We start from the raw sequence: 21,866 nt of genomic DNA, 5'->3' as shown, positions 1-21,866 counted from the left end.
AGCTGGCATGAAGCGTTCCGCGAGCGACCTGCACGATCTGGCCACCCGACGCCCGGAGTCATTGGAGGCGTACTGGATGCCGTTCACCGCCAACCGCCAGTTCAAGGCCGCGCCGCGTGTGCTGGTGCGTGCCGAGGGCATGCACTACGAGGATGTCGACGGCCGCCAGATCCTCGATGGCACCGCCGGCCTCTGGTGCTGCAACGCGGGCCATGCACGGCCGCGCATCGTCGAGGCCATCGTCGAGCAGGCGCGCACGCTCGACTATTCGCCGGCCTTCCAGATGGGCTCGCCGCCGGCCTTCGCGCTGGCGCAGCGGCTGGCCGCCTTGGCGCCGGGCCCGCTCAACCATGTGTTCTTCACCAGCTCCGGTTCCGAGGCGGTGGATACCGCGATGAAGATCGTGCTGGCCTACCACCGCCAGCGCGGCGAGGGCCAGCGCACGCGCTTCATCAGCCGCGAGAAGGCCTACCACGGGGTGGGTTTCGGCGGCATGGCGCTGGGCGGGCTGCCCAACAACCGCAAGCCGTTCGGCCTGCAGCTGGGCGGCGTCGACTACCTGCGCCACACCCTGGACCTGCCGCGCAATGCGTTCAGCAGGGGCCTGCCACGCCAGGGCGCGGAGCTGGCCGATGACCTGGAACGGCTGATCGCGCTGCATGATGCCTCGACGATTGCCGCCGTATTCGTTGAACCCATTGCCGGCTCAGCCGGGGTGATCCTGCCCGCACCGGGTTACCTGCAGCGCCTGCGCGAACTGTGCGACCAGCACGGCATCCTGCTGGTGTTCGACGAGGTCATCACCGGTTTCGGCCGGGTTGGGATGCCCTTCGCCGCGCAGCGCTTCGGGGTCACCCCGGACCTGCTGACCTTCGCCAAGGCGGTCAGCAACGGCGCGGTACCGCTGGGTGGCGTGCTGGCCAGCGACGCCGTGCATGCAACCCTGATGCAGGCACCGCCACAGGCCATCGAGCTTTTCCATGGCTATACCTGTTCGGGGCACCCGCTGGCCTGCGCCGCGGCGCTGGCGACGCTGGAGGTCTATGCCGAGGAGCGTCTGTTCGAGCGCGCCATCGAGCTGGGCGAGTACTGGCAGGAACGACTGCATGCGCTGCAGGGCCTGCCCAACGTGATCGACATCCGCAACTTCGGCCTGGTCGGCGCGGTTGAGCTGGCGCCTCGCCGCGATGCGCCGGGCAGCCGGGGCTACGAGGTCTACCGGCGCTGCTTCCACGACGGCCGACTGCTGGTGCGCTGCACCGGCGACATCATCGCGCTGTCGCCGCCGCTGATCGTGGACAAGGCGCAGATCGACCAGATCACCGGCACCCTGGGCGAGATGATCCGGGCCACCGCCTGAGCCCGGGCCGGTGGTGGCGAGCGGGTACAATGGGCGGTTCCGCTCCTGCTCGCTGCCGTGCCCATGGATATCGTCGTCAAAGAAGAACTCAAGGCCTACATCGACCCGCTGACCGCGGACGAACATGACGCGCTGGAGCGCAGCATCCTGGCCGAAGGCTGCCGCGATGCGCTGGTGTTGTGGGGGAATGTACTGGTCGATGGCCATAACCGTTTCGGCATCTGCCAGAAGCATGGCCTGCCCTTCAATACCGTGCAGAACACCCGCTTCCAGAGCATGGAAGACGTGCACCTGTGGATGATCGAACAGCATCTGGGCCGCCGCAGCGTGTCCGACTTCCAGCGCGGCGTGCTGGCGCTGCGCAAGCGCGACATCCTGGCCGCCCGCAAGCAGGTCGAGCAGGCGCAGCTGCAGCGCGAGAGCGATGGCACCGCCGACGTCGCCGATGAGACCGGTGAAGACAGTCCGCCGTGGGAACCGGCACCGAAGATCAGCCGCGCCGAGCTGGCGCGCGAAGCCAAGCTGAGCACCAGCCAGGTCGGCATGATCGAGCGCATCCACGCCCAGGCCGCCGCCGAGGTGGTGGAAGCGGTCAAGGCCGGCGTGATCTCGATCAGCGCCGCCGCCGCCGTGGCCGACCTGCCGGAAGAAGAGCAGCGCGCCGCCGCCGCCGGTGGCAAGGACGAGCTGAAGCAGGCCGCCAAGCGCGTGCGCGAGTCCAAGCGCAAGCCGCGCGCACCGAAGCCGGAAGCGGCCGAGATGGACTTCGAGGAACCGGACGAGGAGCAGATCGCCAGCCGCGACGCCGAGGTGCTGTCGGCGCTGGAACAACTGGGCGAGGATGCCCCGGCACTGCGCCGCCGCGTCGTCGCGCTGACCCGCGAGAACGACACCCTGCGCGCGCAGCTGGCTGCGTTGCGCAAGCAACTGGAAGCGCTGTAAGCGCTCTCGACGCGCTTCTGTGGAGCCGAGCCCATGCTCGGCTGCTCTTTGCCACGCGCAAGGCAGCCGAGCATGGGCTCGGCTCTACAGACAGGCGTCACCGGGCTGCGGTTAGACTTCCGGCATGACGCCTGCCCACGATCCGCGCCGCGCTCAGCTGCGACGCCTGAAAGCCCTCGCACTGGGCCTGCTGCTGTTGATGCTGGCCGGATTCGCGGTCAGCCACTGGCAGGGCGAACGCGGCATCTGGGCCTGGGTCTCGGCGTTCTGCGAGGCCGCAGCCGTGGGCGCACTGGCCGACTGGTTCGCCGTCGTCGCGCTGTTCCGGCGCCCGATGGGCCTGCCGATTCCGCACACTGCGATCATCCCGCGCAGCAAGGAACGCATCGGCGACAGCCTCGCCCTGTTCGTGCGTGACCAGTTCCTGGAACCGCAGGTGCTGCTGGCCAAGCTGCAGGTGTTCGATCCGGCCAGCCGCCTCGGCAGTTGGCTGGCCGACCCGGCGCGCTCGCGGATGCTGGCCGACATGGCACGCGGCTGGGCCCTGCAGGCACTGGACTTCTTCGACGAGACAGCGGTGCGCCGGCAGCTGCATGCGTTCGTGGTGCAGCAGCTGCGGCAGTGGAATGCCGCCGCCACCGCCGGTGAGCTGCTTGCCCTGCTGACCGCCGACGGGCGCCACCAGCGCGTGCTGGACGAGGGCCTGCAGCGGCTCGGCCGCTGGCTGGAACAGCCAGAAGTGAAGGAACGCGCCTCGCAGCTGATCGTGCGCTACATCCAGCGCGAATGGCCGACGCTCTCGAGCACGGTGAACTGGGTGAAGCCGATCGATGAGATCGGCGACAGCCTGGCCGAGCGCCTGGCGCGGGCGGTGCTGGAAGAACTGCAGCAGGTATTGGCCGAGCCGCAGCATCCGCTGCGCCAGGACTACGAGACCTGGCTGCAGAACTACGTGCAGCGCCTGCGCGAGGACCCGGCCCTGGCCGAGCGCATCGAACAGCTCAAGCAGGAAATGATCGACCATCCGGCCCTGCAGGACTACGTGCAAGGGCTGTGGGCGCGCATCCACGCCAGCCTGCGCGACGACCTGCAGCGCGAGGACTCGGCGCTGGTCGGACACCTGCAGCGCAGCCTCGCCTCGCTGGGCGCCAGCCTGCAGGCCGACCCGGCCCTGCGCGAGGCCCTCAACCAGCACCTGCTGGAAGGTGCGCAACGCCTGACCGGCCGCCTGCGCGAGGGTGTGACCACGCATATCGCGCAGACCGTGAAGGGCTGGGACGAGCGCCATCTGGTCGAACAGCTGGAACTGAGCGTGGGCCGCGACCTGCAGTTCATCCGCTTCAACGGCACGCTGGTGGGTGGGCTGATCGGCCTGTTGCTGCATGCGGCGACAGTGGTGTTCAGGTTCTAGGCCTCGGTGCGCCCGGATCATCATGCTTGATTCATAAAATGCGAATGCCTATCATTTACTGATCGGTTGTACGCTTAGCCAAGCGGGCGCGGAAGACGCGCCCATCGCCCGTGTACATCCCCGACCTCTGGATTGCCCGCCTGCGCGGGCAGTGCTTCGTCGATGGGACACGCTGGGCGACATGCGCAGGGCGCAAGGGGGCCGCGGACGCGTTCCATCCCCTCCCCTACCTGCAGGAACACCGTGGACCGCTCGCCCGCAACCGCCAGCCCCCGCACCTTCTTCTCCAATCCACGCTGGGGCGTGCTGTCACGCTCGCTGGCCGCGATCTTCGGCGGCTACGCGCTGGCTTCGGCCACCAGCGTGTTCTGCGCGGTGGCGCTGCCCGGTGCGCGCGGCCAGGCCGTGCTGACCGGCATGCTGCTGGCCATCCTGGTGGCCGCCTGCGCAGCGCTGTGGGCGTTCGCGACCCGCAGCGCGCTGCGCGCCTGGGTGGGCATCCTCGCGCCCGCGCTGCTGATGGCCGCCATTGCGCGCCTGCTGGGGGCCTGGGCATGAAGAACGGGTTCCGCCAGTCGATGGCCTGGCTACATACCTGGACCGGCCTGCTGGTCGGCTGGTTGCTGCTGCTGATCTTCATGGCGGGCACCGCCAGCTACTATCGCGAGGAAATCAGCCGCTGGATGCGACCGGAACTTCCGTCCAGCCAGGTCAGCATCGATGTCGCCGCGCAGCGCGCCGTGGATTACCTGCAGGCCAATGCGGCGCAGGCCGGGAACTGGTTCGTCACCCTGCCGCAGCCGCGCAACCCGGCCATGCAGATGTTCTGGCGGTTGCCACCGGAGCTGGCCGATCCCAGTCGCGGCCGTCGCGGTGGCTTCGGCGAAGCCACGCTGGACCCGAATACCGGCCAGGCACTGAAGGCACGCGAAACGCGGGGCGGTGATTTCTTCTACCGCCTGCATTTCGACCTGCACTACATCCCGGTGCTGTGGGCGCGCTACCTGGTCGGCTTCTGCGCGATGTTCATGCTGGTGGCGATCATCACCGGCGTCATCACCCACAAGAAAATCTTCAAGGACTTCTTCACGTTCCGCAAGGACAAGGGCCTGCGTTCCTGGCTCGATTTCCACAACGTCAGCGCGGTGATGGCCCTGCCCTACCACGCGATGATCACCTACACCGGCATCGTCACCCTGATGGTCATGTACCTGCCGTGGGGGGTGAAAGTCGCCTACCCGCAGGACGAAGACAAGTTCTTCAGCGAAGCCTTCGGCGGCATGCCGGAGGTGACCGCGCCGGCCGAAGGCCGCGCCACGCCGCTGCCGATCGCGCAGCTGCTGGACAGCGCACGTGCGCACTGGCACGGCGTGGAAGTGGCCGGCTTCACCGTGTCCAACCCTGGGGCGGCCAATGCGGTGATCGACATCCGCCAACGCGACGGCAAGCGCCTGTCCACCGACACTCCCGCCGTTCGCTACGACATGGTCAACGGCACGTTGCTGGAAGAAACGCCTCCATCCGGCGGCGCTACCGCCACCCGTGGCGTGCTGTACGGCCTGCACCTGGCACGCTTCGCCGATTGGGGCCTGCGTGCACTGTTCTTCCTGTCCGGCCTGGTCGGCTGCCTGATGGTCGCCAGCGGCGTGGTGCTGTGGGCGGTGAAGGAACGGCCGAAGCATGCCAAGAGTGGGCGCACCGGCTTCGGCCTGCGCCTGGTCGATGCGCTGAACATCGGCACCGTGGCCGGCCTGCCGATCGCTTTCGCGGCCTACTTCTGGGGCAACCGCCTGCTGCCGCTGGACGTCGCCGGGCGCGCGAGTGCGGAGGCCAACGTGTTCTTCTACGCCTGGGGCGGCGCGCTGCTGGCCGCCTTCATCTGGCCGAAGCGGATGATGTGGGCGTGGCAGCTGTACCTGGGTGCGGCTGCGTTCGCGCTGGTACCGGTGGTCAACGCGCTGACCACGCACGCGCATCTTGGCATCACACTGCGCAGCGGTGACTGGGTACTGGCTGGCGTCGATCTGTCGATGATCGCGTTCGGTGCGATGCTGGCGCTGTGCGGCTGGCGCATGCAGCGCTGGACGCCACCGCTGAGCGCGGCCGAGAAGAAGAAGCGCGCCGCCGCCGCAGCAGCACCCAGGGCCCCGGTGGACGCTGCGGAAACCGCCGAAGCGGAGGCCAGCGCATGATGCTGCTGGCACTGGCCCTGTCGTTCTCCGCGTTCACCGCGTTGTCGCTGGCGATGGAAAAGCACCAGCACGACCTGCACGGCAGCGCCGCAGCCACGCCCGCACGGCGCACCCAGTGGCGCGTGCTGGGCTGGGCCCTGCTGACGGTGGCGTTCGCGCTGTGCGTGATCGACCACGGCTGGGCGATGGGCCCGGTGCTGTGGCTGGGCACGATGACACTGGGCGGTCTGGCGCTGTCGTTCGGGCTGTACCCGTACCGGCCGAAGTGGATCGCGGCGTTGGCGATCGTGCTGCCGGTGCTGGGGCTGGTGGTGGCGGTGCTGTAGCCGGGCCACCGGGGTCGGATCCCTTTCGCGAAGCGCAAGGGCTCTGACCCCTGGTGCGTAGATCCGGATGGGGTCAGAGCCCCTGCGCTTCGCGCAGGGGATCCGACCCCGGGCGTCGCGTTACCCCAACCGCTTCAATTCCCACGCGCGGTGGATGCGCGCGTTGCGCTCGAAGTCCGGGCCGATGGTGCGCGCGGTGATCTCGCGGCACTGGGCGAATTCGGCGATGGCGTTCTCTTCCAGCTTGAAGCGGCGGAAATTGTTGGAGAAGTACAGCACGCCGCCCGGCGCCAGCCGCGCCACGGCTGCACGCAGCAGCTTGATCTGCTCGCGCTGCACGTCGAAGTCATCGGCGCGCGCGGAGTTGGAGAAGGTCGGCGGGTCACAGAAGATCACGTCGTACTGGCCACGGTCGCCCTCCAGCCACGCCATCGCGTCGGCCTGCACCAGCAGGTGCTGGTTGCCGCCCTGCCCGTTCAACGCCAGGTTGTCGTAGCACCACTGCAGGTAGGTCGCCGACAGATCGACGCTGGTGGTGCTGGCGGCACCGGCCACCGCCGCCTGCACACTGGCCACGCCGGTGTAGCAGAACAGGTTGAGGAAGCGCTTGCCACGTACCTGCTCGGCCATCATCCGGCGCAGCGGGCGGTGGTCGAGGAACAGGCCGGTGTCCAGGTAGTCGAACAGATTCACCTGCAGCAGTGCATTGTTCTCGCGCACCACGATGAATTCGTCACGCTGCTCGAAGCGGCCGTACTTGCTGCCGCCCTTGCCGCGCTCGCGCGACTTCATCGAGACCTGCTCGGGCGGCACGCCGAACACTTCGCGCGCAGCGGCCAGCAGCTCGTTGCGGCGGCGGCGCACGTCGTTCTCGGGAATGGCAGCCGGTGCGGCGTATTCCTGCACGTGCAGGAAGGTACGGCGCTTGCCGCCGTCTTCCTCGTAGACGTCGATGGCGGCCGCGTACTCCGGCAGGTCGGCGTCATAGGCGCGGAAGCAGGTGATGTCTTCGCGGGCACGCCAGCTCTTGAACTTCTTCAGGTTCTTGCGCAGGCGGTTGGCCACCATCTGCGCGCCTTCGCTCAGCTCGCGCGGCTGCGCCGGGTCACGGCCCGGCACGGCGATCGGGTCGCAGACGATCAGCGCACATTCCAAGGCACCATTGAACATCTGGTACTTCTTGCCGGCGCGCAGGCCGGTGGCGAAGGCCAGTTCGTCGTTGCCGCACAGCAGGCTGGCGCGCCACTGCGGCACCGCCTTCTGCAGGGCGTTGCCCAGCGCGCGGTACAGCGCCGGATCGGCGGCCAGGCGTTCGTCGTACGGCGGGTTGCAGACCACCGCGCCGATCTCCTGTTCGGGCGCGGCCAGGTCGGCCACATCGGCGCGGGTGAAGCGGATCGCGTGGGCGACGCCCGCGACCTCGGCGTTCTCGCGTGCCGCCTGGATCGCGGTCGGATCGATGTCGCTGCCGTGGATGACCGGCTTCAGCGCGGCCAGGCCAGCGGCCTCACGGTCACGCGCTTCGCTCTGGATGGTCTTCCAGACGGACTTGTCGAAGCCCAGCCAGCGGCTCGGCGGCAGGCTGCCATGACGCATCAGGCCGGGAGCGACGTCGGCGGCCATCAGCGCACCTTCGATCAGCAGGGTACCGCTGCCGCACATCGGATCCAGCAGGCCACCACCGGCAGCGTGCAGGCGCGGCCATTGCGCGCGCAGCAGCAGCGCGGCGGCCAGGTTTTCCTTCAGCGGTGCCTCGTGGGCAGCACCACGCCAGCCACGGCGATGCAGCGGGCCGCCGCCGAGATCGATCGACAACGAGGCACGGCCCTTGCGCAGCGACAGGTTGACGCGCACGTCGGGCAGATCGGTGTTGACCGAGGGGCGTTCCAGGCCTTCATCGCGCATGCGGTCGACGATGGCGTCCTTGATCCGCTGCGCGGCGAAGCGGGCGTGGGTGATCTTGTCGCCGGACACGTGCGCGTCCACCGCCAGGGTCATCTCCGGCGTGATGTGCTCGTGCCACGGCAGCGCACGCACGCCGTCATACAGGGCCTGCTCATCCGGACACTCGAACTCGTCGATGGGCCACAGCACGCGGCTGGCCAGGCGCGACCACATCACGATCCGCAGCGCCTGCGCCAGTTCGCCCTCGGCGTTGACGCCGGCAATGGTGGCAGTGGCCTTGCCAAGGCCCAGGGCCGACAGTTCATCGGCAAGCAGGTATTCCAGGCCCTTGGCGCAGGAGACGAAGAATTTCACGGGATCGGTTCGCAGGTGGTCGGGCGCGGCACAGGGGCCGGGCCGGTCGGAAAGGAGGGCCGTAGGCACGGCCGGCAGGCCCGCGCCGGGGGCGGCGGGGCTGCCATTGTAGTCAATGCGGGCGGGCGCGCCGTGCGCCCGGGCTTCACAGTTGCCGCAGCAAGCGTTCGAAGGCCTGCGCGGAAGCCTCCACGTGGCGCTCGAGGCGGTGGCCGTCGTCGACCAGCAGCAGCTGCGCCGAGCGCGCCTGCGCCCACGCGATCACTCCCGCTGCTGGCACCACGTCGTCATGCCAGGCCTGGACCACGGTGGTCGGCACGGCGGCGGCGTCCAGCGCCGGCATCGGGCCCATCGTGGTCGGCGGCACCATCAGGAACAGGCCGGCCACCGGTACCTGCAACGAGGCGATGGCGGAAATGTAGGCGCCCAGGCTGGAACCGGCCAGCACCACCGGCCCCTGCCGGGCCGCGATGGCGGCGCGCTCGACCAGGCGGCGCAGGCGGGTCGGCACGTCGCCTACCCGGCTGACCTCGCTCATCGCGTCCAGGTCGGTGTAGTCCGGGCGCTCATGGGTCCAGCCCAGGCGCTGCGCCACGTCGGCCAGCGCGGTGACCTTGGTCGCTTCCGGGCCGCTCTCGAAGCCATGCGACAGGATGCAGTGGCCGCGGCTCATGCACGTGCTCCGTGCGAGCGGGCCAACGAGGAAAGAGAAGGCAGGTTCATGCCGCAATGCTAGCATCGCCGGATGCCCAACCCGCTCCTGCCCGGCCTGCAGCTGCAGCCCCTGCCCTACGAAGACCGTCTGCCGCTGCGCGACCCGGCCACGCTGGAGATGGTGGTGATCCACTGCACCGAACTGCCCGATCTGGCGACGGCCCGCGAGTACGGCGAGCGCGTACTGTACGACAGCGGCGCCGGCAACAGCGGGCACTTCTACATCGACCGCGATGGCAGCGTGGTGCAGTACGTGGCACCGGAACGCGTGGCCCATCACGTGCGCGGCATGAACGCGCATACGCTGGGCATCGAGCTGGTCAATACCGGGCGCTATCCAGACTGGTTCGACAGCCGCCACCAGGCGATGGACGAGGCCTACACCGAGGCACAGCTGCAGGCGCTGGAACAGCTGCTGCTGGCGCTGGTGGCGCACTACCCGTCGCTGCGACGGATTGCCGGGCATGACCAGCTGGACCTGGAACGGGTGCCGGCCAGCGACGATGCGACGTTGACGGTGGCGCGCAAGCGCGATCCGGGGCCGCTGTTCCCGTGGGCGCGGGTGCTGGCGAAGGTGCCGTTGCAGCCGGTTGGGTAAGCGGCAGGGCTGCGCCCTGCACCCGCAGAGGCAACGGCAACGTCAACGTCAACGTCAACGTCAAACGCTGGCATTCCGTGGGATGGCGGGGTGGGTCCGGTTGCGGACACCCCCGCAACCGGCCCCACCCCGCCTTCGACAGTTCTCCGCGATCCTTCGAATCGACACGGGGTCGGATCCCGTTGCTACGCAACGGGCTCTGACCCGATTTTCGGTTGATGGGGTCAGAACCATTCTCCGTTGGAAAACGGATCCGACCCCGCGCGGCTCAGGCGCCGGTCGCCACCGGGCGGCTGCTGTCGCTGACCCACCCGCTCCAGGAGTCGGCGTAGATGCGCGCGCCGGACAGGCCCGCCGTTTCCATCGCCAGCAGCAGATGGCAGGCGGTCACGCCGGAGCCGCACATCAGCACCACCTGCTGCGGATCGCGGTTGCCGATCACGCCCTGCAGTTCGGCGCGCAGCGCCTGTGGGTCGCGCAGGTGGCCATCGAGTACGTTCAAGGCGAACGGGCGGTTGACCGCGCCCGGCACGTGGCCGGCGACCGGGTCCAGCGGCTCGACGTCACCGCGGAAGCGCTCACCCGCGCGCGCGTCGACCAACCAGCCCGGCGCGTGCTTCAGCCGTGCGCTGATTTCATCGGCGTTGGCGATCTGGGTGGTGTCGAAACGGCCCGGGTAGGCAGGTAACGCCGTCACTTCAGTCGGCCCGCTCGCCAGCGCGTGACCGGCGGCCTGCCAGGCGGCAATACCGCCGTCGAGCACGGCCACCCGGGTGTGCCCGATCAGCCGCAGCAGCCACCACAGGCGCGAGGCGGCCATGCTGCCGTCGCTGCCGTCGTAGACCACCACCTGGGTTTCGGGACCGATGCCCCACGTGCCGAGCTTCGCGGCGAACGCATCGCTGTCCGGCAGCGGGTGCCGGCCGTGGCCGCTTCGGGTCAGATCCGACAGATCACGGTTGAGATCGGCATGCACCGCAGTCGGTATGTGCCCTGCCAGATACTGGCCGCCCGCAGCCTGCGGATCGGCCAGCGAAGCACGCGCATCGACCACGCGCACGGCGGTGCTGGCGGTGGCACGCGCGTCGACGACGCGCACGCCTGCGCCCAGCGCAGCGGCAAGGGTGGTGACATCGACCAGGGTGGTCCACGGCGGATCGATCGGCTTCATTTCACTTGCTCCAGGCGACGACGCAGGTTGTAGAGAATGGCGGCGGTCGCGCCCCAGATGCGCTGCCCCGGCCAGCCATACTCCAGGACGTGGCGGACCCGGCCGCGATGAGTGATTTCGACCTGGCGCAGGCTGTCGGGCGCCATCAGATAATCCAGCGGCACCTCGAACACTTCGGCCACTTCGCTGGGCTGCGGCACCGGCACGAAGTCCGGATCGACCACCGCCACCACCGGCGTGACCCGGTAGCCGGTGATGGTGACGAAGGGATCGAGATACCCCAGCGCCTGCACCTGGCCGGGCGCCAATGCGATTTCTTCCTGGCTCTCGCGCAGCGCGGCCGCCAATGCGTCGCGGTCATCGGGTTCGGTGCGGCCGCCGGGGAATCCGACCTGGCCCCCGTGCGTGCGCAGGGTTTCGGTGCGGCGGGTCAGGATCACCTGTGCGCCGTTGGCGCGCGGGACGATGCCGGCCAGCACCGCAGCCTCCACCGGAGGCCCGGGCGGCAGCAGGTCGATCAGCTCACTGCGGTTCCAGCCGTCGCCGGCCGGCGGTTGGGCCAAGGGGTGCAGCGCGCGCATCAGTCGCTCGTGGTCGGCCAGCGAGCCACGCAGCGATTGCTGCAGTTGTTCGCGCAGGGGCTGCACGCGGCGCAGGATGCGGCTGCGTTCCTCGTTGCTCATCGACGACCACCGCGCGATCTCATCGATATGCCGCGCGCAGCCGGTGCATTGCCGGTGCGGATCCAGCGTGCACACTCCGATGCAGGGACTTGCGACAACACGCGCCGTTTCTTCCATTGTTTGCACCCGGCAACAGTAGCGCGATCGGGCTGAATTTGCGCGGGTGGCCCGGCCCAACGGTAGAGTCGACTGTCAGTCGACGCTCGCGCGCAGCGCGGGCGTTTCACCGCCAGGGGCTGCACAAACAGAAACGCGCCGGTGGGATCACCGGCGCGTTTCGTTTGCTGTTTCGATTTACTTGACGCTGACCAGCTTGATCTCGAACTGCACAGCCACGTTCGGCGGGAACGGGGTGCGCGGGTCGGCACCGTAGGCCTGGTCCGGCGGCAGGGTGACTTCCCACTTCGAGCCGGCCGGCATCTGCAGCAGGGTCTCGCGCATGGCCTTCATTTCAACTTCGCTGACCTTGATCGACGGGATCTGCTGGGCAGGGCGGGCTTCGGTCGGGCGCTGGCCGTACGGGAACGGACCGGCCACTTCCAGCTGCACGGTGCTGGCCTGGGTCGGCTTGGCGCCCTTGCCGGCTTCGATCACGCGGTACTGGACGCCGCTCGGCAGGGACTGCACGCCGGCCTTGGCCTTGTTCGCCGCGATGAACTGATCGCTCTTGGTCTTGTTTTCGGCAGCCGCCTTTTCGTACTCGGCCTTGGCAGCCTGGGCACGGCCCTGCTCGCGCTTCTGGAACGCTTCAACGGCCGGCTTCAGCTGCTCGGCGGTGATCGCCGGCTGCTTCTTGGCGTAGGCATCCTGCAGGCCCTTCACCACCGAGTTGATGTCCAGCTGCTCACCGCGACCGGTCAGCTCCGCCAGGTTGTTGCCGTAGTCGTAACCGAAGTAATAACTCAGCTTGCCCTTCTCGGACGCGATGTCCTGGGCGAAGGCATTGCCCGTCAGGGCCAGGGCCGCGACGGCGACCGCGATAGAACGCAACTTCATCAAACAGTTCTCCAGGGGTGGTAACTCAGGGACGTTCTTCGCCGCCCTGAGGCGACGGGTTAGGATAACGGGCGCAACGTGTAACCGCTACTCACGATGCAGGCTATGACCCGTCTGCGTTTGCAGAGTTCAATATCACTTTTTTTTAACGTTCCAGGAGTTTCCCCGTGGCCGATGCCCTGATCGCTGTTGCCGACGAAGGCGCCATCCGCACCGTGACCGTCCAGCGCCCGGACAAGCTCAATGCCCTGAACGCCGCGACCCTGCAGGCGCTGGCCGATGCCTTCAGGGACGCCGCTGCCGATCCGGAGGTGCGCGTGGTGGTGTTGACCGGGGCGGGCCCGAAGGCCTTCGTAGCCGGTGCCGACATCGCTGAAATGAACACCCTCAGCGCCGTTCAGGGACGTGATTTCTCGCTGCTGGGCCAGGCCCTGATGCGCCAGATCGAACGCATGCCCAAGCCGGTCATCGCGCGCGTGAACGGTTTCGCGCTGGGCGGCGGGCTTGAGCTGGCGATGGCGTGCCACCTGCGCATCGCCGCCGATACCGCCAAGGTCGGCCAACCGGAAATCAATCTCGGCCTGATTCCCGGCTTCGGCGGCAGCCAGCGCCTGCTGCGCCTGTGTGGCCGCGCCGCCACCCTGGAGCTGTGCCTGCTGGGGGCGCCGATCAACGCCGCGCGTGCGCTGGAACTGGGCATCGTCAACGAAGTCGTGCCGGCCGACGCGCTGGACAACCGTGTACAGGACGTCGCCCGCCAGCTGGCACGCTCAGCGCCGCTGGCCCTGCGTGGCCTGCTCGACGCGGTGCACGTGGGCGGCGAGTGCAGCCTGGAGGCCGGGCTGGAATACGAAAGTGCGCAGTTCGGCCTGCTGTTCGCCACCGAGGACATGCGTGAAGGCACCAGTGCCTTCCTGCAGCGCCGCCCGCCGGCCTTCCAGAACCGCTGACGCCATGGCATCCCGACCCAACCCCGCGCAGTTGTTCGCCCGGGTCCAGGCAGACGATCTCGATGGCGCCCTGCAGGCGGGGCTGATGGACTACGTCGCCCGAGCCGGCGACGAACAGCTGCTGCTTGGCCACCCGGACCTTCCGCAGCGGCTGCAGCAGGCCCAGCAGCAACTGCGTACGGCCTGGGCCGCACGCGAACGCTATCGCGCCCGCGCGGTGCGCCTGGCCCGCCGCGAAGCCGAGCGCGATGCACGTCGCACCCCGCCCCCGGCGCCGGACGTGAAGCCCCCCCTGCCCGCCGCGGCGGCCGCGATTCTCGCCCGGGCCAAGGCCCGCGTCACCGGCAAGGAGCCGTAATGGCCACCGCGAAGAAGACTGCCCGCGCACCGGCGCGGCGCGGCGGCCGCATGCCGCGCGCCGACGTGGTGGAAATGTTCACCCGCCTGCGCGAGCTCAATCCGCACCCGAAGACCGAGCTTGAGTACAGCTCGCCGTTCGAACTGCTGGTGGCCGTGGCGCTGTCCGCCCAGGCCACCGACGTCGGCGTCAACAAGGCCACCCGCCGCCTGTTCCCGGTCGCCAACACGCCGGCGAAGATCCTCGCGCTCGGTGAGGATGGCCTGAAGCCGTACATCGCCACCATCGGGCTGTTCAACGCCAAGGCGAAGAACGTGATCGCCACCTGCGCGATCCTGCTGCAGAAGTACGGCGGCGAAGTGCCGCGCGACCGCGAAGCGCTGGAAGCGCTGCCCGGTGTGGGCCGCAAGACCGCCAACGTGGTGCTCAACACCGCCTTCGGCGAGCCGGTGATGGCGGTGGATACGCATATCTTCCGCGTCTCCAACCGTACCGGCCTGGCCCCCGGCAAGAACGTGCGCGAAGTGGAGGACACGCTGGTGAAGGTGATTCCGGCCGAGTTCCTGCTCGACGCGCACCATTGGCTGATCCTGCATGGCCGCTACGTGTGCAAGGCGCGCAAGCCGGATTGCCCGGGCTGCGTGATCGCCGACCTGTGCCGGTTCAAGGAAAAGACCACGGCCGAGACGTGACACGGATCGTGTTGTGACGAAACGAAGACGGCGGGCACCAGGCCCGCCGTCCGCGTGTATGGACAAGGGTGCTTCAGGAGATCAGAACGACAGGTCGCCCCAGACGCCGAATTCCTTGGTCTTGTCGTTCTTCTTGTCGCTGGCGTTGGCCAGGTGCGTGTACTTGTACACGGTCGACAGCTTGAGGTTCTTCATGACCGGGAACTCGACGCCGACGTTCCAGTACTTGTCGCTCAGGGTCGGGTCCAGGGTCTTGCTGACGTCGGTGTCATCGTAACGACCGAACACGTTGATGCCGCCGTCGGTCACGCGCACGCTGCCCCACACCGACCAGCCACTGGTCTTGTCGGTGGCAACGGTCAGCACGTTGTTGAGGTTCTTGGCCTGGAAGTACTCGCCGCCGACGCGGAAGTTGCTGTCGGCGTAGGCCACCATCGCGTTGGCGCGGGTGTAGGTGTTCTCGGCGCTCTGGATGTCGGTTTCCTTGCCCAGCTTGCCGCTGTAGCCGCCGACGGCGACCACGAAGTTCTCGTTCGGGGTGTAGGCCACGCGGCCTTCCACGTCCATGCCCTTGCTGCGGGTCGGGTTCTTGTAGCCGGCGCCGGACACGACCGAGACGGCGTAGTTGAAGTTGTTGCCCAGGTTGCCGAAGCCATGCAGGCCCCAGTCGGACGAGTTGCCGTACTTCAGGCGGTCGGTCAGGGTGTTCTCGACATAGCGCATGCCGTAGAACTTCTCGACGTACGGGATCCACGGCATGTCGGCGGCACCGACGCGCAGGTTGAAGGCCGGGTCGAAGCTGCCCTGCACGTAGGCCTTCTTGACGAACAGTTCGGTGTTGCCGATGGCCGAGCTGTACTGGAAGTCGGTGGTCAGGTTGGCCGACCAGATGTCGTTGAACTTGTGGTCGACGGTCAGGTAGAAGCGCTTGACGTCCAGGCCGGTGCCGCTGGCGGCGGTGTCCTTGCCGTTGCTGGTCTTGTCGATGTTGGTCAGGTCGAAGAACATGCGACCGCCAATCTTGTTGTCATTGACCAGCTTGGCCAGCTTGTCGACGCTGGTCTGGGTCTTCTGCGCACCTTCCAGGGCCTGCGCCTGGGTGATGTTCACTTCGGACTGCGCGTCGGACTGCGCCTGCAGCGCCTGCGAATCGTTCTGCAACTGCTGGACCTGGGCCTGCAGCGCAGCGATCTGTGCCTGCAGCTGCTGCAACTGTGCCTGGGACACGCCCGAGCTGGCGGGGGCTGCGAAGGCGTCGGCGGAAACCAGACCGAGGCTTGCAACGACCGCGGCGGCGAGCAAATGGGAACGCATTTTGGATTTCTCCAGAGGGTTGGAATGGCTTGGGCAGAACGCCACGCCGGCAGGCCGGTCAAGCGTTTTGCGAACGTTCCGTTAAAACCATGACAGCCGAATGACAGATTGAGCACCAACCCCAGATTTCTTCGTGCGGTCATGCGTACGACTCATTTGCGCGCACATGCTTATCGATCCCTTGCGCCCCATGGCGTGGTGTATCGGCACCGACACGCGGGCAAGCCGCCGGGTGACCCTGGTCCGCACCGCCCGGCTTCGCGCGGATGACGCGGAATCCCTGCGCAACGCCAGGCGCAGACCGCGCGAAGGGAGGCAGCCGTCATCTCACCGGCCACCTATGCAAGGTGACCGCAACCGGCGCCGGCGCACCTCCCTTGTGCCCGCACGACCGCCTCAGCCGCTGCGCGAAACCTTCAGGGCCCGCGCTGCGCAAGCGCCAGCCAGCGCTGTAACGGATGCGTCATACAACGGTCCCCGCGCTGTCATCGAACCGTTATGGAATGTGCGCCGGGCGGGTAACCCCGCATTCCAATCAACCCAGGAGCCACCCCGTGATCCACGCCTTCAAGTCGCGCGTTGCCGTTGCCGTCTTCGCAGCGTCGTCCGTGTTCGCCGCCAACGCCGCTGAAATCACCGGCGCGGGCGCCTCGTTCATCTACCCGGTGATGTCGAAGTGGTCGGCCGACTACAACGCTGCCACCAGCAACAAGGTCAACTACCAGTCGATCGGTTCCGGCGGCGGCATTGCGCAGATCAAGGCCAAGACCGTTGATTTCGGCTCTTCCGATGCACCGCTGAAGCCGGAAGAACTGGCCGCCTCGGGCCTGGCCCAGTTCCCGTCGGTGATCGGCGGCGTGGTGCCGGTGGTCAACGTGGCCGGCATCGCCCCGGGCGCACTCAAGCTGGACGGCACCGTGCTGGCCAACATCTTCCTGGGCAAGATCAAGACCTGGAACGACCCGGCCATCGCCGCGCTGAACCCGGGCGTGACCCTGCCGAGCGCCAAGATCACCGTCGTGCACCGCTCGGATGGTTCGGGCACCACCTTCAACTTCGTCAACTACCTGTCCAAGGTCAGCCCGGAGTGGAAGAGCTCGGTCGGTGAAGGCACCTCGGTCCAGTGGCCGGCCGGCATCGGCGGCAAGGGCAACGAAGGCGTTGCTGCCTACGTGAAGCAGATCAAGGGCGGCATCGGCTACGTCGAGCTGTCCTACGCACTGCAGAACAAGCTGTCGTACACGGCGATGAAGAACGCTGCCGGCAGGTTCGTGCAGCCGAGCGATGCATCGTTCGCCGCCGCTGCCGCCAGCGCCGACTGGGCCAGCGCCAAGGACTTCTACCTGGTGATGACCAACGCCCTGGGCGCCGAGTCCTGGCCGATCACCGCCACCAACTTCATCCTGGTGCACAAGAAGCCGAAGAACGCTGCCAACGGCAAGGCCACCCAGGAGTTCTTCCGCTGGGTCTACAAGAGCGGCGACGCCCAGGCCCGCCAGCTGGACTACGTGCCGCTGCCGGACAGCCTGGTCCGCCAGATCGAGACCTACTGGTCGCAGAACCTGAAGTAAGCACGTTCCCCCGCAGGAACGGGGCCGGCGGGTCCTCTCTCCCCCGCCGGCCCCAACCGGGCGCGAGATCCTCGAGATCTCGCGCTCTTCTGTTTTCGGGGATGCATGCATCTGCCTCTGCAGCGCCGAGCCCACGCTCGGCTGGGTGCTGGAGCGTGCGGACCGACGGTCCGCACCTACCGAGGGCAGGGAGCCGTCGAACATGGCTTGACTCCACAAGGGCCAACCGGCCGCCATACCGGTGCGCAGATCCGGGGTCTCCGGGGCTCTGCCGGATGGGGGCCAACCCGGTGAAACCCTTGTCAGAACGTGATCCAGGACACCTCTGTCATGGTCGTAATACGGCTGTAACAAAAACATCATTTCATAGCCGCATCCGCCGACCACGTCGGCTCTTCCCCGCTATGGAGTGACCATGAAACTGCACTCGGCCGGCCTTGCCGCCCTTTCCCTGGCCATCGCCCTGGGCCTGTCGGCCTGCGGTGGCGACAAGCAGGCCGCGCAGCAGCCGGCGGCCGACGGTGCCGCTGCCCCGGCCGCTGCCGGTGCCAAGGTGACCGCCGAAGTGTCCGGCGCGGGCGCGTCCTTCATCTTCCCGCTGGTCTCCAAGTGGTCGGCCGACTACAACGCCACCACCGGGGCCAAGATCAACTACCAGTCGATCGGCTCCGGCGGCGGCATCGCCCAGATCAAGGCCGGCACCGTCGACTTCGGCTCCTCCGACAAGCCGCTGAGCAGCGAAGAGCTGGCACAGGCCGGCCTGGCCCAGTTCCCGTCGGCCATCGGCGGCGTGGTGCCGGTGGTCAACATCGAAGGCCTGGAAGCCGGCAAGCTGCGCCTGAGCGGCGCCCTGCTGGCCGACATCTTCCTGGGCAAGGTCAAGACCTGGAACGATCCGGCCATCGTCGCCGCCAACCCGGGCGTGAAGCTGCCGGACGGCAAGATCACCCTGGTCCACCGTTCGGACGGTTCGGGCACCACCTTCAACTTCTCCAACTACCTGTCCAAGGTCAGCCCGGAGTGGAAGAGCAAGGTCGGCGAAGGCACCTCGGTGCAGTGGCCGGACGGCGTCGGTGGCAAGGGCAATGAAGGCGTCGCTTCGTACGTGAAGCAGATCAAGGGCTCCATCGGCTACGTCGAGCTGGCCTACGCGCTGCAGAACGGCATGCCGTACACCGCCATGCAGAACGCCGCCGGCAACTGGGTCGAGCCCAGCGCGGAAACCTTCGCCGCGGCGGCCGCCAGCGCCGACTGGGCCAGCGCCAAGGACTTCAACCTGGTCATCACCAACGCCCCGGGCGAGCAGGCGTGGCCGATCACCGCCACCAACTTCATGCTGATGCAGAAGCAGCCGAAGGACGCCAAGCGCAACCAGGACACCCTGGCCTTCTTCAAGTGGGCCTTCGAGAACGGCCAGGCCCAGGCCAACGAGCTGCACTACGTGCCGCTGCCGGCCGAACTGGTCAAGCAGATCGAGGCCTACTGGGCGACCGACCTGAAGTGACGGACTCGACGGTGCCCGCCCCGCGCGGGCACCGCTTCCACGCCGTGCCGCCCCGCCCCTTCCTGGCCCTGCCGTCCCCATGAATGCCATCGCCCAGCCTGTAGCCGCCCCGTCCACGCGTGATGCGCGTGATGCCCGCAACGACAAACTGTTCCGATGGGTGCTGGTCGGCACCGTCATCTTCGTCCTGATCGCCCTGGCCTGCGCCGCGCTGTCGATGCTGTGGGGCGGCCGCCATGCCCTGCAGATGCAGGGCCTGAGCTTCTTCTTCTCCGCCGACTGGAATCCGGTCGAAAACAAGTTCGGCGCGCTCGCCCCGATCTACGGCACCCTGGTCACCGCCGTCATCGCGATGGTCATCGCCGTGCCGGTCAGCTTCGGCATCGCCTTCTTCCTCACCGAAGTCGCACCACGCTGGCTGCGTGGCCCGGTCGGCACAGCCATCGAACTGCTGGCCGGCATTCCCTCGATCATCTACGGCATGTGGGGCCTGTTCGTGCTGGTGCCGGTGATGACCGAGTACGTCACGCCGTTCCTCAACGAGACCCTGGGCGAATGGCCGATCATCGGCCCGATGTTCCAGGGCCCGCCGCTGGGCATCGGCATGCTCACCGCCGGTTTCGTGCTGGCGATCATGGTCATTCCGTTCATCTCCTCGGTGATGCGCGAAGTGTTCCTGACCGTGCCGACCCGCCTGAAGGAATCGGCCTATGCGCTGGGCTCCACCAAGTGGGAAGTGAGCTGGGACATCGTGCTGCCCTACACCCGCTCGGCGGTGATCGGCGGCATCTTCCTCGGCCTCGGCCGCGCCCTCGGCGAGACGATGGCGGTGGCCTTCGTGATCGGCAACAGCGTGCGCCTGTCGCCGTCGCTGCTGGAACCGGGCACCACCATTGCTGCGCTGATCGCCAACGATTTCGGTGAAGCCACTGAAACCTACCGTTCGGCCCTGCTGCTGCTCGGCTTCGTCCTCTTCATCGTCACCTTCGTGGTGCTCGCCATCGCCCGCCTGATGCTGATGCGCCTGTCCCGCAAGGAGGGCAACTGATGTCCAGCACCGCTGACTCCCTGTACCTGCGCCGCCGCATCGGCAATGTCGTTGCGATCACCGCCTCCTGCGCCACCGCGCTGTTCGGTTTGTTCTTCCTGGGCTGGATCCTGTTCACCCTGGCCTCCAAGGGCCTGGCCGGCATCAACCTGGATCTGTTCACCAAGATGACGCCGCCGCCGATGCAGGAAGGCGGCCTCGCCAACGCGTTCTTCGGCAGCGCCGTGATGTGTGCGCTGGCCATCGGCATCGGCACCCCGCTGGGCGTATTGGCGGGCACCTGGCTGGCCGAGTACGGCAATGCCCGCAAGGCCGGCACCGTGGTCCGCTTCGTCAACGACATCCTGCTGTCGGCCCCGTCCATCGTGCTCGGCCTGTTCGTCTACACCCTGTACGTGATGCAGACCGGCGGCAACTTCTCGGCGTTCGCCGGTGCGCTGTCGCTGGCCTTCATCGTGCTGCCGGTGGTGGTACGCACCACCGACGAGATGCTGCGCCTGGTGCCCTCGCAGATGCGCGAAGCGGCCCTGTCGCTGGGCATCCCGCAGTGGAAGGTGATCGTGCAGGTGCTGTACCGCAGTGCCTCGGCCGGCATCATCACCGGCATCCTGCTGGCACTGGCCCGCATCTCCGGCGAGACCGCACCGCTGCTGTTCACCGCCTTCGGCAACCAGTACTGGAACAACAACATCTTCCAGCCGATGGCCTCGGTGCCGGTGGTGATGAACCAGTTCGCCGGCAGCCCGTATGAATCCTGGCAGGTGCTGGCCTGGGCCGGTGCCCTGGTGCTGACTGTCTTCGTGTTGCTGGTCAGCCTTGCCGCCCGCGGCATCCTGCTGCGCAACCGTATCTCCCATGACTGACCTTTCCGTGGATAACGCCATGAACGACCTTTCCAACGCCGTGCCGATGCAGCGCATCGCCGTGCCGTCCTCGCACGAGAGCCTGCACACGCCGTCGCCGGTGAAGCTGGCTGCGCGTGGACTGGACTTCTACTACGACAAGTTCCACGCCCTGAAGGGCATCAACCTGGAAATCCCGGAAAAGCGCGTGACCGCGCTGATCGGTCCTTCCGGTTGCGGCAAGTCGACCCTGCTGCGCATCTTCAACCGCATCTACGCGCTGTACCCGAAGCTGGAAGCGCGCGGTGAAGTGCTGCTGGACGGCGAGAACATCCTGTCGCCGAAGTACCCGATGAACCGCCTGCGCAGCAAGGTCGGCATGGTGTTCCAGAAGCCGGTGCCGTTCCCGATGACCATCTTCGAGAACGTGGCCTACGGCATCCGCCACCACGAGAAGCTGAGCAAGGCCGACATGGCCGACCGCGTCGAGCAGGCGCTGCGCCAGGGCGCGCTGTGGGACGAAGTGAAGGACAAGCTGGGGCAGAGCGCACTGGGCCTGTCCGGCGGCCAGCAGCAGCGCCTGTGCATCGCCCGTGCCGTGGCCCTGCGCCCGTCGGTGCTGCTGCTGGACGAGCCGACCTCGGCGCTGGATCCGATCTCGACCAGCCGCATCGAGCAGCTGGTGGAAGAACTCAAACACGAGTACACCATCGTGATCGTCACCCACAACATGCAGCAGGCCGCTCGCGTGTCCGACTACACCGCCTTCATGTACCTGGGCGACCTGATCGAGCACGACCGCACCGAAGTGATCTTCTCGCAGCCGTCGCAGCGGCAGACCGAGGACTACATCACCGGCCGCTTCGGCTGAAACGTCAGTCGAGCACGGCTCGACCCTGCAGACACCATCAGTCGAGCGTGGCTCGACTCTACAG

21 protein-coding genes are annotated in these 21,866 nt (G+C 67.6%); 15 read left to right on the top strand and 6 right to left on the bottom strand.

Annotated features, from left to right (window positions below; genetic code table 11):
• Window positions 1–7: 7 nt before the first annotated feature.
• The 6 genes from VG561_RS02525 to VG561_RS02500 all read left to right on the top strand — a co-directional run bounded on the left by VG561_RS02525 (window position 8) and on the right by VG561_RS02500 (window position 6,231).
• On the top strand, window positions 8–1,360 hold the full coding sequence (locus VG561_RS02525) for an aspartate aminotransferase family protein (RefSeq protein WP_014646556.1): 1,353 nt from the start codon (window positions 8–10) through the stop codon (window positions 1,358–1,360).
• Between the two features lie 63 nt (window positions 1,361–1,423).
• Window positions 1,424–2,302: a hypothetical protein gene (locus VG561_RS02520; RefSeq protein WP_014646555.1), complete on the top strand. Its 879-nt coding sequence runs from the start codon at window positions 1,424–1,426 to the stop codon at window positions 2,300–2,302.
• A 124-nt stretch (window positions 2,303–2,426) separates the two neighbouring features.
• On the top strand, window positions 2,427–3,713 hold the full coding sequence (locus tag VG561_RS02515; protein ID WP_049405926.1) for a DUF445 domain-containing protein: 1,287 nt from the start codon (window positions 2,427–2,429) through the stop codon (window positions 3,711–3,713).
• Window positions 3,714–3,956: 243 nt separating this feature from the next.
• A complete protein-coding gene (locus VG561_RS02510) occupies window positions 3,957–4,271 on the top strand; it encodes a DUF3649 domain-containing protein (protein WP_046429774.1) in 315 nt (104 codons plus the stop codon).
• Window positions 4,268–5,905 carry a PepSY-associated TM helix domain-containing protein gene (locus tag VG561_RS02505; RefSeq protein ID WP_423179350.1) on the top strand — a complete coding sequence of 546 codons (1,638 nt, stop codon included), beginning with the start codon at window positions 4,268–4,270 and terminating at the stop codon, window positions 5,903–5,905. The genes VG561_RS02510 and VG561_RS02505 overlap by 4 nt, the downstream gene beginning before the upstream one ends.
• Window positions 5,902–6,231, top strand: a complete 330-nt coding sequence (locus VG561_RS02500; RefSeq protein WP_046429772.1) for a DUF3325 domain-containing protein — start codon at window positions 5,902–5,904, stop codon at window positions 6,229–6,231. The genes VG561_RS02505 and VG561_RS02500 overlap by 4 nt, the downstream gene beginning before the upstream one ends.
• Window positions 6,232–6,351: 120 nt before the next feature.
• On the opposite strand, the gene rlmKL is transcribed toward VG561_RS02500, so the two are convergent.
• Window positions 6,352–8,490 (bottom strand): bifunctional 23S rRNA (guanine(2069)-N(7))-methyltransferase RlmK/23S rRNA (guanine(2445)-N(2))-methyltransferase RlmL, encoded by a 2,139-nt coding sequence (gene rlmKL, locus VG561_RS02495; RefSeq protein ID WP_197574665.1) that lies wholly within the window; start codon window positions 8,488–8,490, stop codon window positions 6,352–6,354.
• 145 nt (window positions 8,491–8,635) lie between these two features.
• Window positions 8,636–9,163 carry an alpha/beta hydrolase gene (locus tag VG561_RS02490; RefSeq protein ID WP_032961606.1) on the bottom strand — a complete coding sequence of 176 codons (528 nt, stop codon included), beginning with the start codon at window positions 9,161–9,163 and terminating at the stop codon, window positions 8,636–8,638.
• A gap of 72 nt (window positions 9,164–9,235) precedes the next feature.
• Here VG561_RS02490 and VG561_RS02485 point away from each other — a divergent pair, with 72 nt between their 5' ends.
• Complete coding sequence (locus tag VG561_RS02485) at window positions 9,236–9,802, top strand: N-acetylmuramoyl-L-alanine amidase (protein WP_014646548.1); 567 nt, start codon at window positions 9,236–9,238, stop codon at window positions 9,800–9,802.
• A 268-nt stretch (window positions 9,803–10,070) separates the two neighbouring features.
• On the opposite strand, the gene VG561_RS02480 is transcribed toward VG561_RS02485, so the two are convergent.
• From VG561_RS02480 to VG561_RS02470, 3 genes are all read right to left on the bottom strand, one after another.
• Window positions 10,071–10,973, bottom strand: a complete 903-nt coding sequence (locus VG561_RS02480; RefSeq protein ID WP_046429767.1) for a sulfurtransferase — start codon at window positions 10,971–10,973, stop codon at window positions 10,071–10,073.
• Entirely contained in the window at window positions 10,970–11,773 is an 804-nt protein-coding gene (locus VG561_RS02475; protein WP_197574663.1) for a CoA pyrophosphatase, read from the bottom strand. The genes VG561_RS02480 and VG561_RS02475 overlap by 4 nt, the downstream gene beginning before the upstream one ends.
• Before the next feature lie 177 nt (window positions 11,774–11,950).
• Complete coding sequence (locus tag VG561_RS02470) at window positions 11,951–12,652, bottom strand: FKBP-type peptidyl-prolyl cis-trans isomerase N-terminal domain-containing protein (RefSeq protein WP_014646545.1); 702 nt, start codon at window positions 12,650–12,652, stop codon at window positions 11,951–11,953.
• Between the two features lie 167 nt (window positions 12,653–12,819).
• Between VG561_RS02470 and VG561_RS02465 the strand changes: the two genes are divergently transcribed.
• Genes VG561_RS02465 through nth form a run of 3 tightly spaced genes read left to right on the top strand, consistent with a single transcriptional unit; the run spans window position 12,820 to window position 14,652 of the window.
• On the top strand, window positions 12,820–13,602 hold the full coding sequence (locus tag VG561_RS02465; RefSeq protein ID WP_049407492.1) for an enoyl-CoA hydratase/isomerase family protein: 783 nt from the start codon (window positions 12,820–12,822) through the stop codon (window positions 13,600–13,602).
• Window positions 13,603–13,606: 4 nt separating this feature from the next.
• Window positions 13,607–13,960, top strand: coding sequence for a hypothetical protein (locus VG561_RS02460; protein WP_262093271.1), 354 nt, complete (start codon window positions 13,607–13,609; stop codon window positions 13,958–13,960).
• Window positions 13,960–14,652 carry an endonuclease III gene (nth, locus tag VG561_RS02455; RefSeq protein WP_014646542.1) on the top strand — a complete coding sequence of 231 codons (693 nt, stop codon included), beginning with the start codon at window positions 13,960–13,962 and terminating at the stop codon, window positions 14,650–14,652. The genes VG561_RS02460 and nth overlap by 1 nt, the downstream gene beginning before the upstream one ends.
• An 81-nt stretch (window positions 14,653–14,733) precedes the next feature.
• Here nth and VG561_RS02450 read toward each other — a convergent pair whose 3' ends face one another.
• On the bottom strand, window positions 14,734–15,966 hold the full coding sequence (locus VG561_RS02450; protein WP_014646541.1) for a porin: 1,233 nt from the start codon (window positions 15,964–15,966) through the stop codon (window positions 14,734–14,736).
• 554 nt (window positions 15,967–16,520) lie between these two features.
• Between VG561_RS02450 and pstS (VG561_RS02445) the strand changes: the two genes are divergently transcribed.
• The 5 genes from pstS (VG561_RS02445) to pstB all read left to right on the top strand — a co-directional run bounded on the left by pstS (VG561_RS02445) (window position 16,521) and on the right by pstB (window position 21,802).
• Window positions 16,521–17,537, top strand: a complete 1,017-nt coding sequence (pstS, locus tag VG561_RS02445; protein ID WP_423179349.1) for a phosphate ABC transporter substrate-binding protein PstS — start codon at window positions 16,521–16,523, stop codon at window positions 17,535–17,537.
• A gap of 415 nt (window positions 17,538–17,952) precedes the next feature.
• Window positions 17,953–19,041, top strand: coding sequence for a phosphate ABC transporter substrate-binding protein PstS (gene pstS, locus VG561_RS02440; protein WP_014646539.1), 1,089 nt, complete (start codon window positions 17,953–17,955; stop codon window positions 19,039–19,041).
• Window positions 19,042–19,120: 79 nt separating this feature from the next.
• Complete coding sequence (gene pstC / locus VG561_RS02435; RefSeq protein ID WP_005412771.1) at window positions 19,121–20,089, top strand: phosphate ABC transporter permease subunit PstC; 969 nt, start codon at window positions 19,121–19,123, stop codon at window positions 20,087–20,089.
• Complete coding sequence (gene pstA, locus VG561_RS02430; protein WP_014646538.1) at window positions 20,089–20,952, top strand: phosphate ABC transporter permease PstA; 864 nt, start codon at window positions 20,089–20,091, stop codon at window positions 20,950–20,952. The genes pstC and pstA overlap by 1 nt, the downstream gene beginning before the upstream one ends.
• Before the next feature lie 19 nt (window positions 20,953–20,971).
• Entirely contained in the window at window positions 20,972–21,802 is an 831-nt protein-coding gene (pstB, locus tag VG561_RS02425) for a phosphate ABC transporter ATP-binding protein PstB (RefSeq protein ID WP_005408788.1), read from the top strand.
• Window positions 21,803–21,866 lie beyond the last annotated feature (64 nt).

It is taken from the genome of Stenotrophomonas sp. CASM110, from assembly GCF_049384345.1.
In the GTDB taxonomy this organism is placed as follows: Bacteria; Pseudomonadota; Gammaproteobacteria; order Xanthomonadales; family Xanthomonadaceae; genus Stenotrophomonas; species Stenotrophomonas muris.
Note: the sequence above shows the minus strand (reverse complement) of the source record. Positions and strands in the feature narration are given on the sequence as shown.

Coding starts and splice junctions, on each gene's coding strand:
- VG561_RS02500 (WP_046429772.1), top strand. CDS start 5,902: ATGATGCTGCTGGCACTGGCCCTGTCGTTCTCCGCGTTCACCGCGTTG.
- VG561_RS02475 (WP_197574663.1), bottom strand. CDS start 11,773: ATGGAAGAAACGGCGCGTGTTGTCGCAAGTCCCTGCATCGGAGTGTGC.
- pstB (WP_005408788.1), top strand. CDS start 20,972: ATGAACGACCTTTCCAACGCCGTGCCGATGCAGCGCATCGCCGTGCCG.
- pstS (WP_014646539.1), top strand. CDS start 17,953: ATGAAACTGCACTCGGCCGGCCTTGCCGCCCTTTCCCTGGCCATCGCC.
- VG561_RS02520 (WP_014646555.1), top strand. CDS start 1,424: ATGGATATCGTCGTCAAAGAAGAACTCAAGGCCTACATCGACCCGCTG.
- VG561_RS02515 (WP_049405926.1), top strand. CDS start 2,427: ATGACGCCTGCCCACGATCCGCGCCGCGCTCAGCTGCGACGCCTGAAA.
- nth (WP_014646542.1), top strand. CDS start 13,960: ATGGCCACCGCGAAGAAGACTGCCCGCGCACCGGCGCGGCGCGGCGGC.
- VG561_RS02470 (WP_014646545.1), bottom strand. CDS start 12,652: ATGAAGTTGCGTTCTATCGCGGTCGCCGTCGCGGCCCTGGCCCTGACG.
- VG561_RS02505 (WP_423179350.1), top strand. CDS start 4,268: ATGAAGAACGGGTTCCGCCAGTCGATGGCCTGGCTACATACCTGGACC.
- VG561_RS02490 (WP_032961606.1), bottom strand. CDS start 9,163: ATGAGCCGCGGCCACTGCATCCTGTCGCATGGCTTCGAGAGCGGCCCG.
- VG561_RS02460 (WP_262093271.1), top strand. CDS start 13,607: ATGGCATCCCGACCCAACCCCGCGCAGTTGTTCGCCCGGGTCCAGGCA.
- VG561_RS02485 (WP_014646548.1), top strand. CDS start 9,236: ATGCCCAACCCGCTCCTGCCCGGCCTGCAGCTGCAGCCCCTGCCCTAC.
- VG561_RS02480 (WP_046429767.1), bottom strand. CDS start 10,973: ATGAAGCCGATCGATCCGCCGTGGACCACCCTGGTCGATGTCACCACC.
- pstA (WP_014646538.1), top strand. CDS start 20,089: ATGTCCAGCACCGCTGACTCCCTGTACCTGCGCCGCCGCATCGGCAAT.
- VG561_RS02450 (WP_014646541.1), bottom strand. CDS start 15,966: ATGCGTTCCCATTTGCTCGCCGCCGCGGTCGTTGCAAGCCTCGGTCTG.
- pstC (WP_005412771.1), top strand. CDS start 19,121: ATGAATGCCATCGCCCAGCCTGTAGCCGCCCCGTCCACGCGTGATGCG.
- VG561_RS02525 (WP_014646556.1), top strand. CDS start 8: ATGAAGCGTTCCGCGAGCGACCTGCACGATCTGGCCACCCGACGCCCG.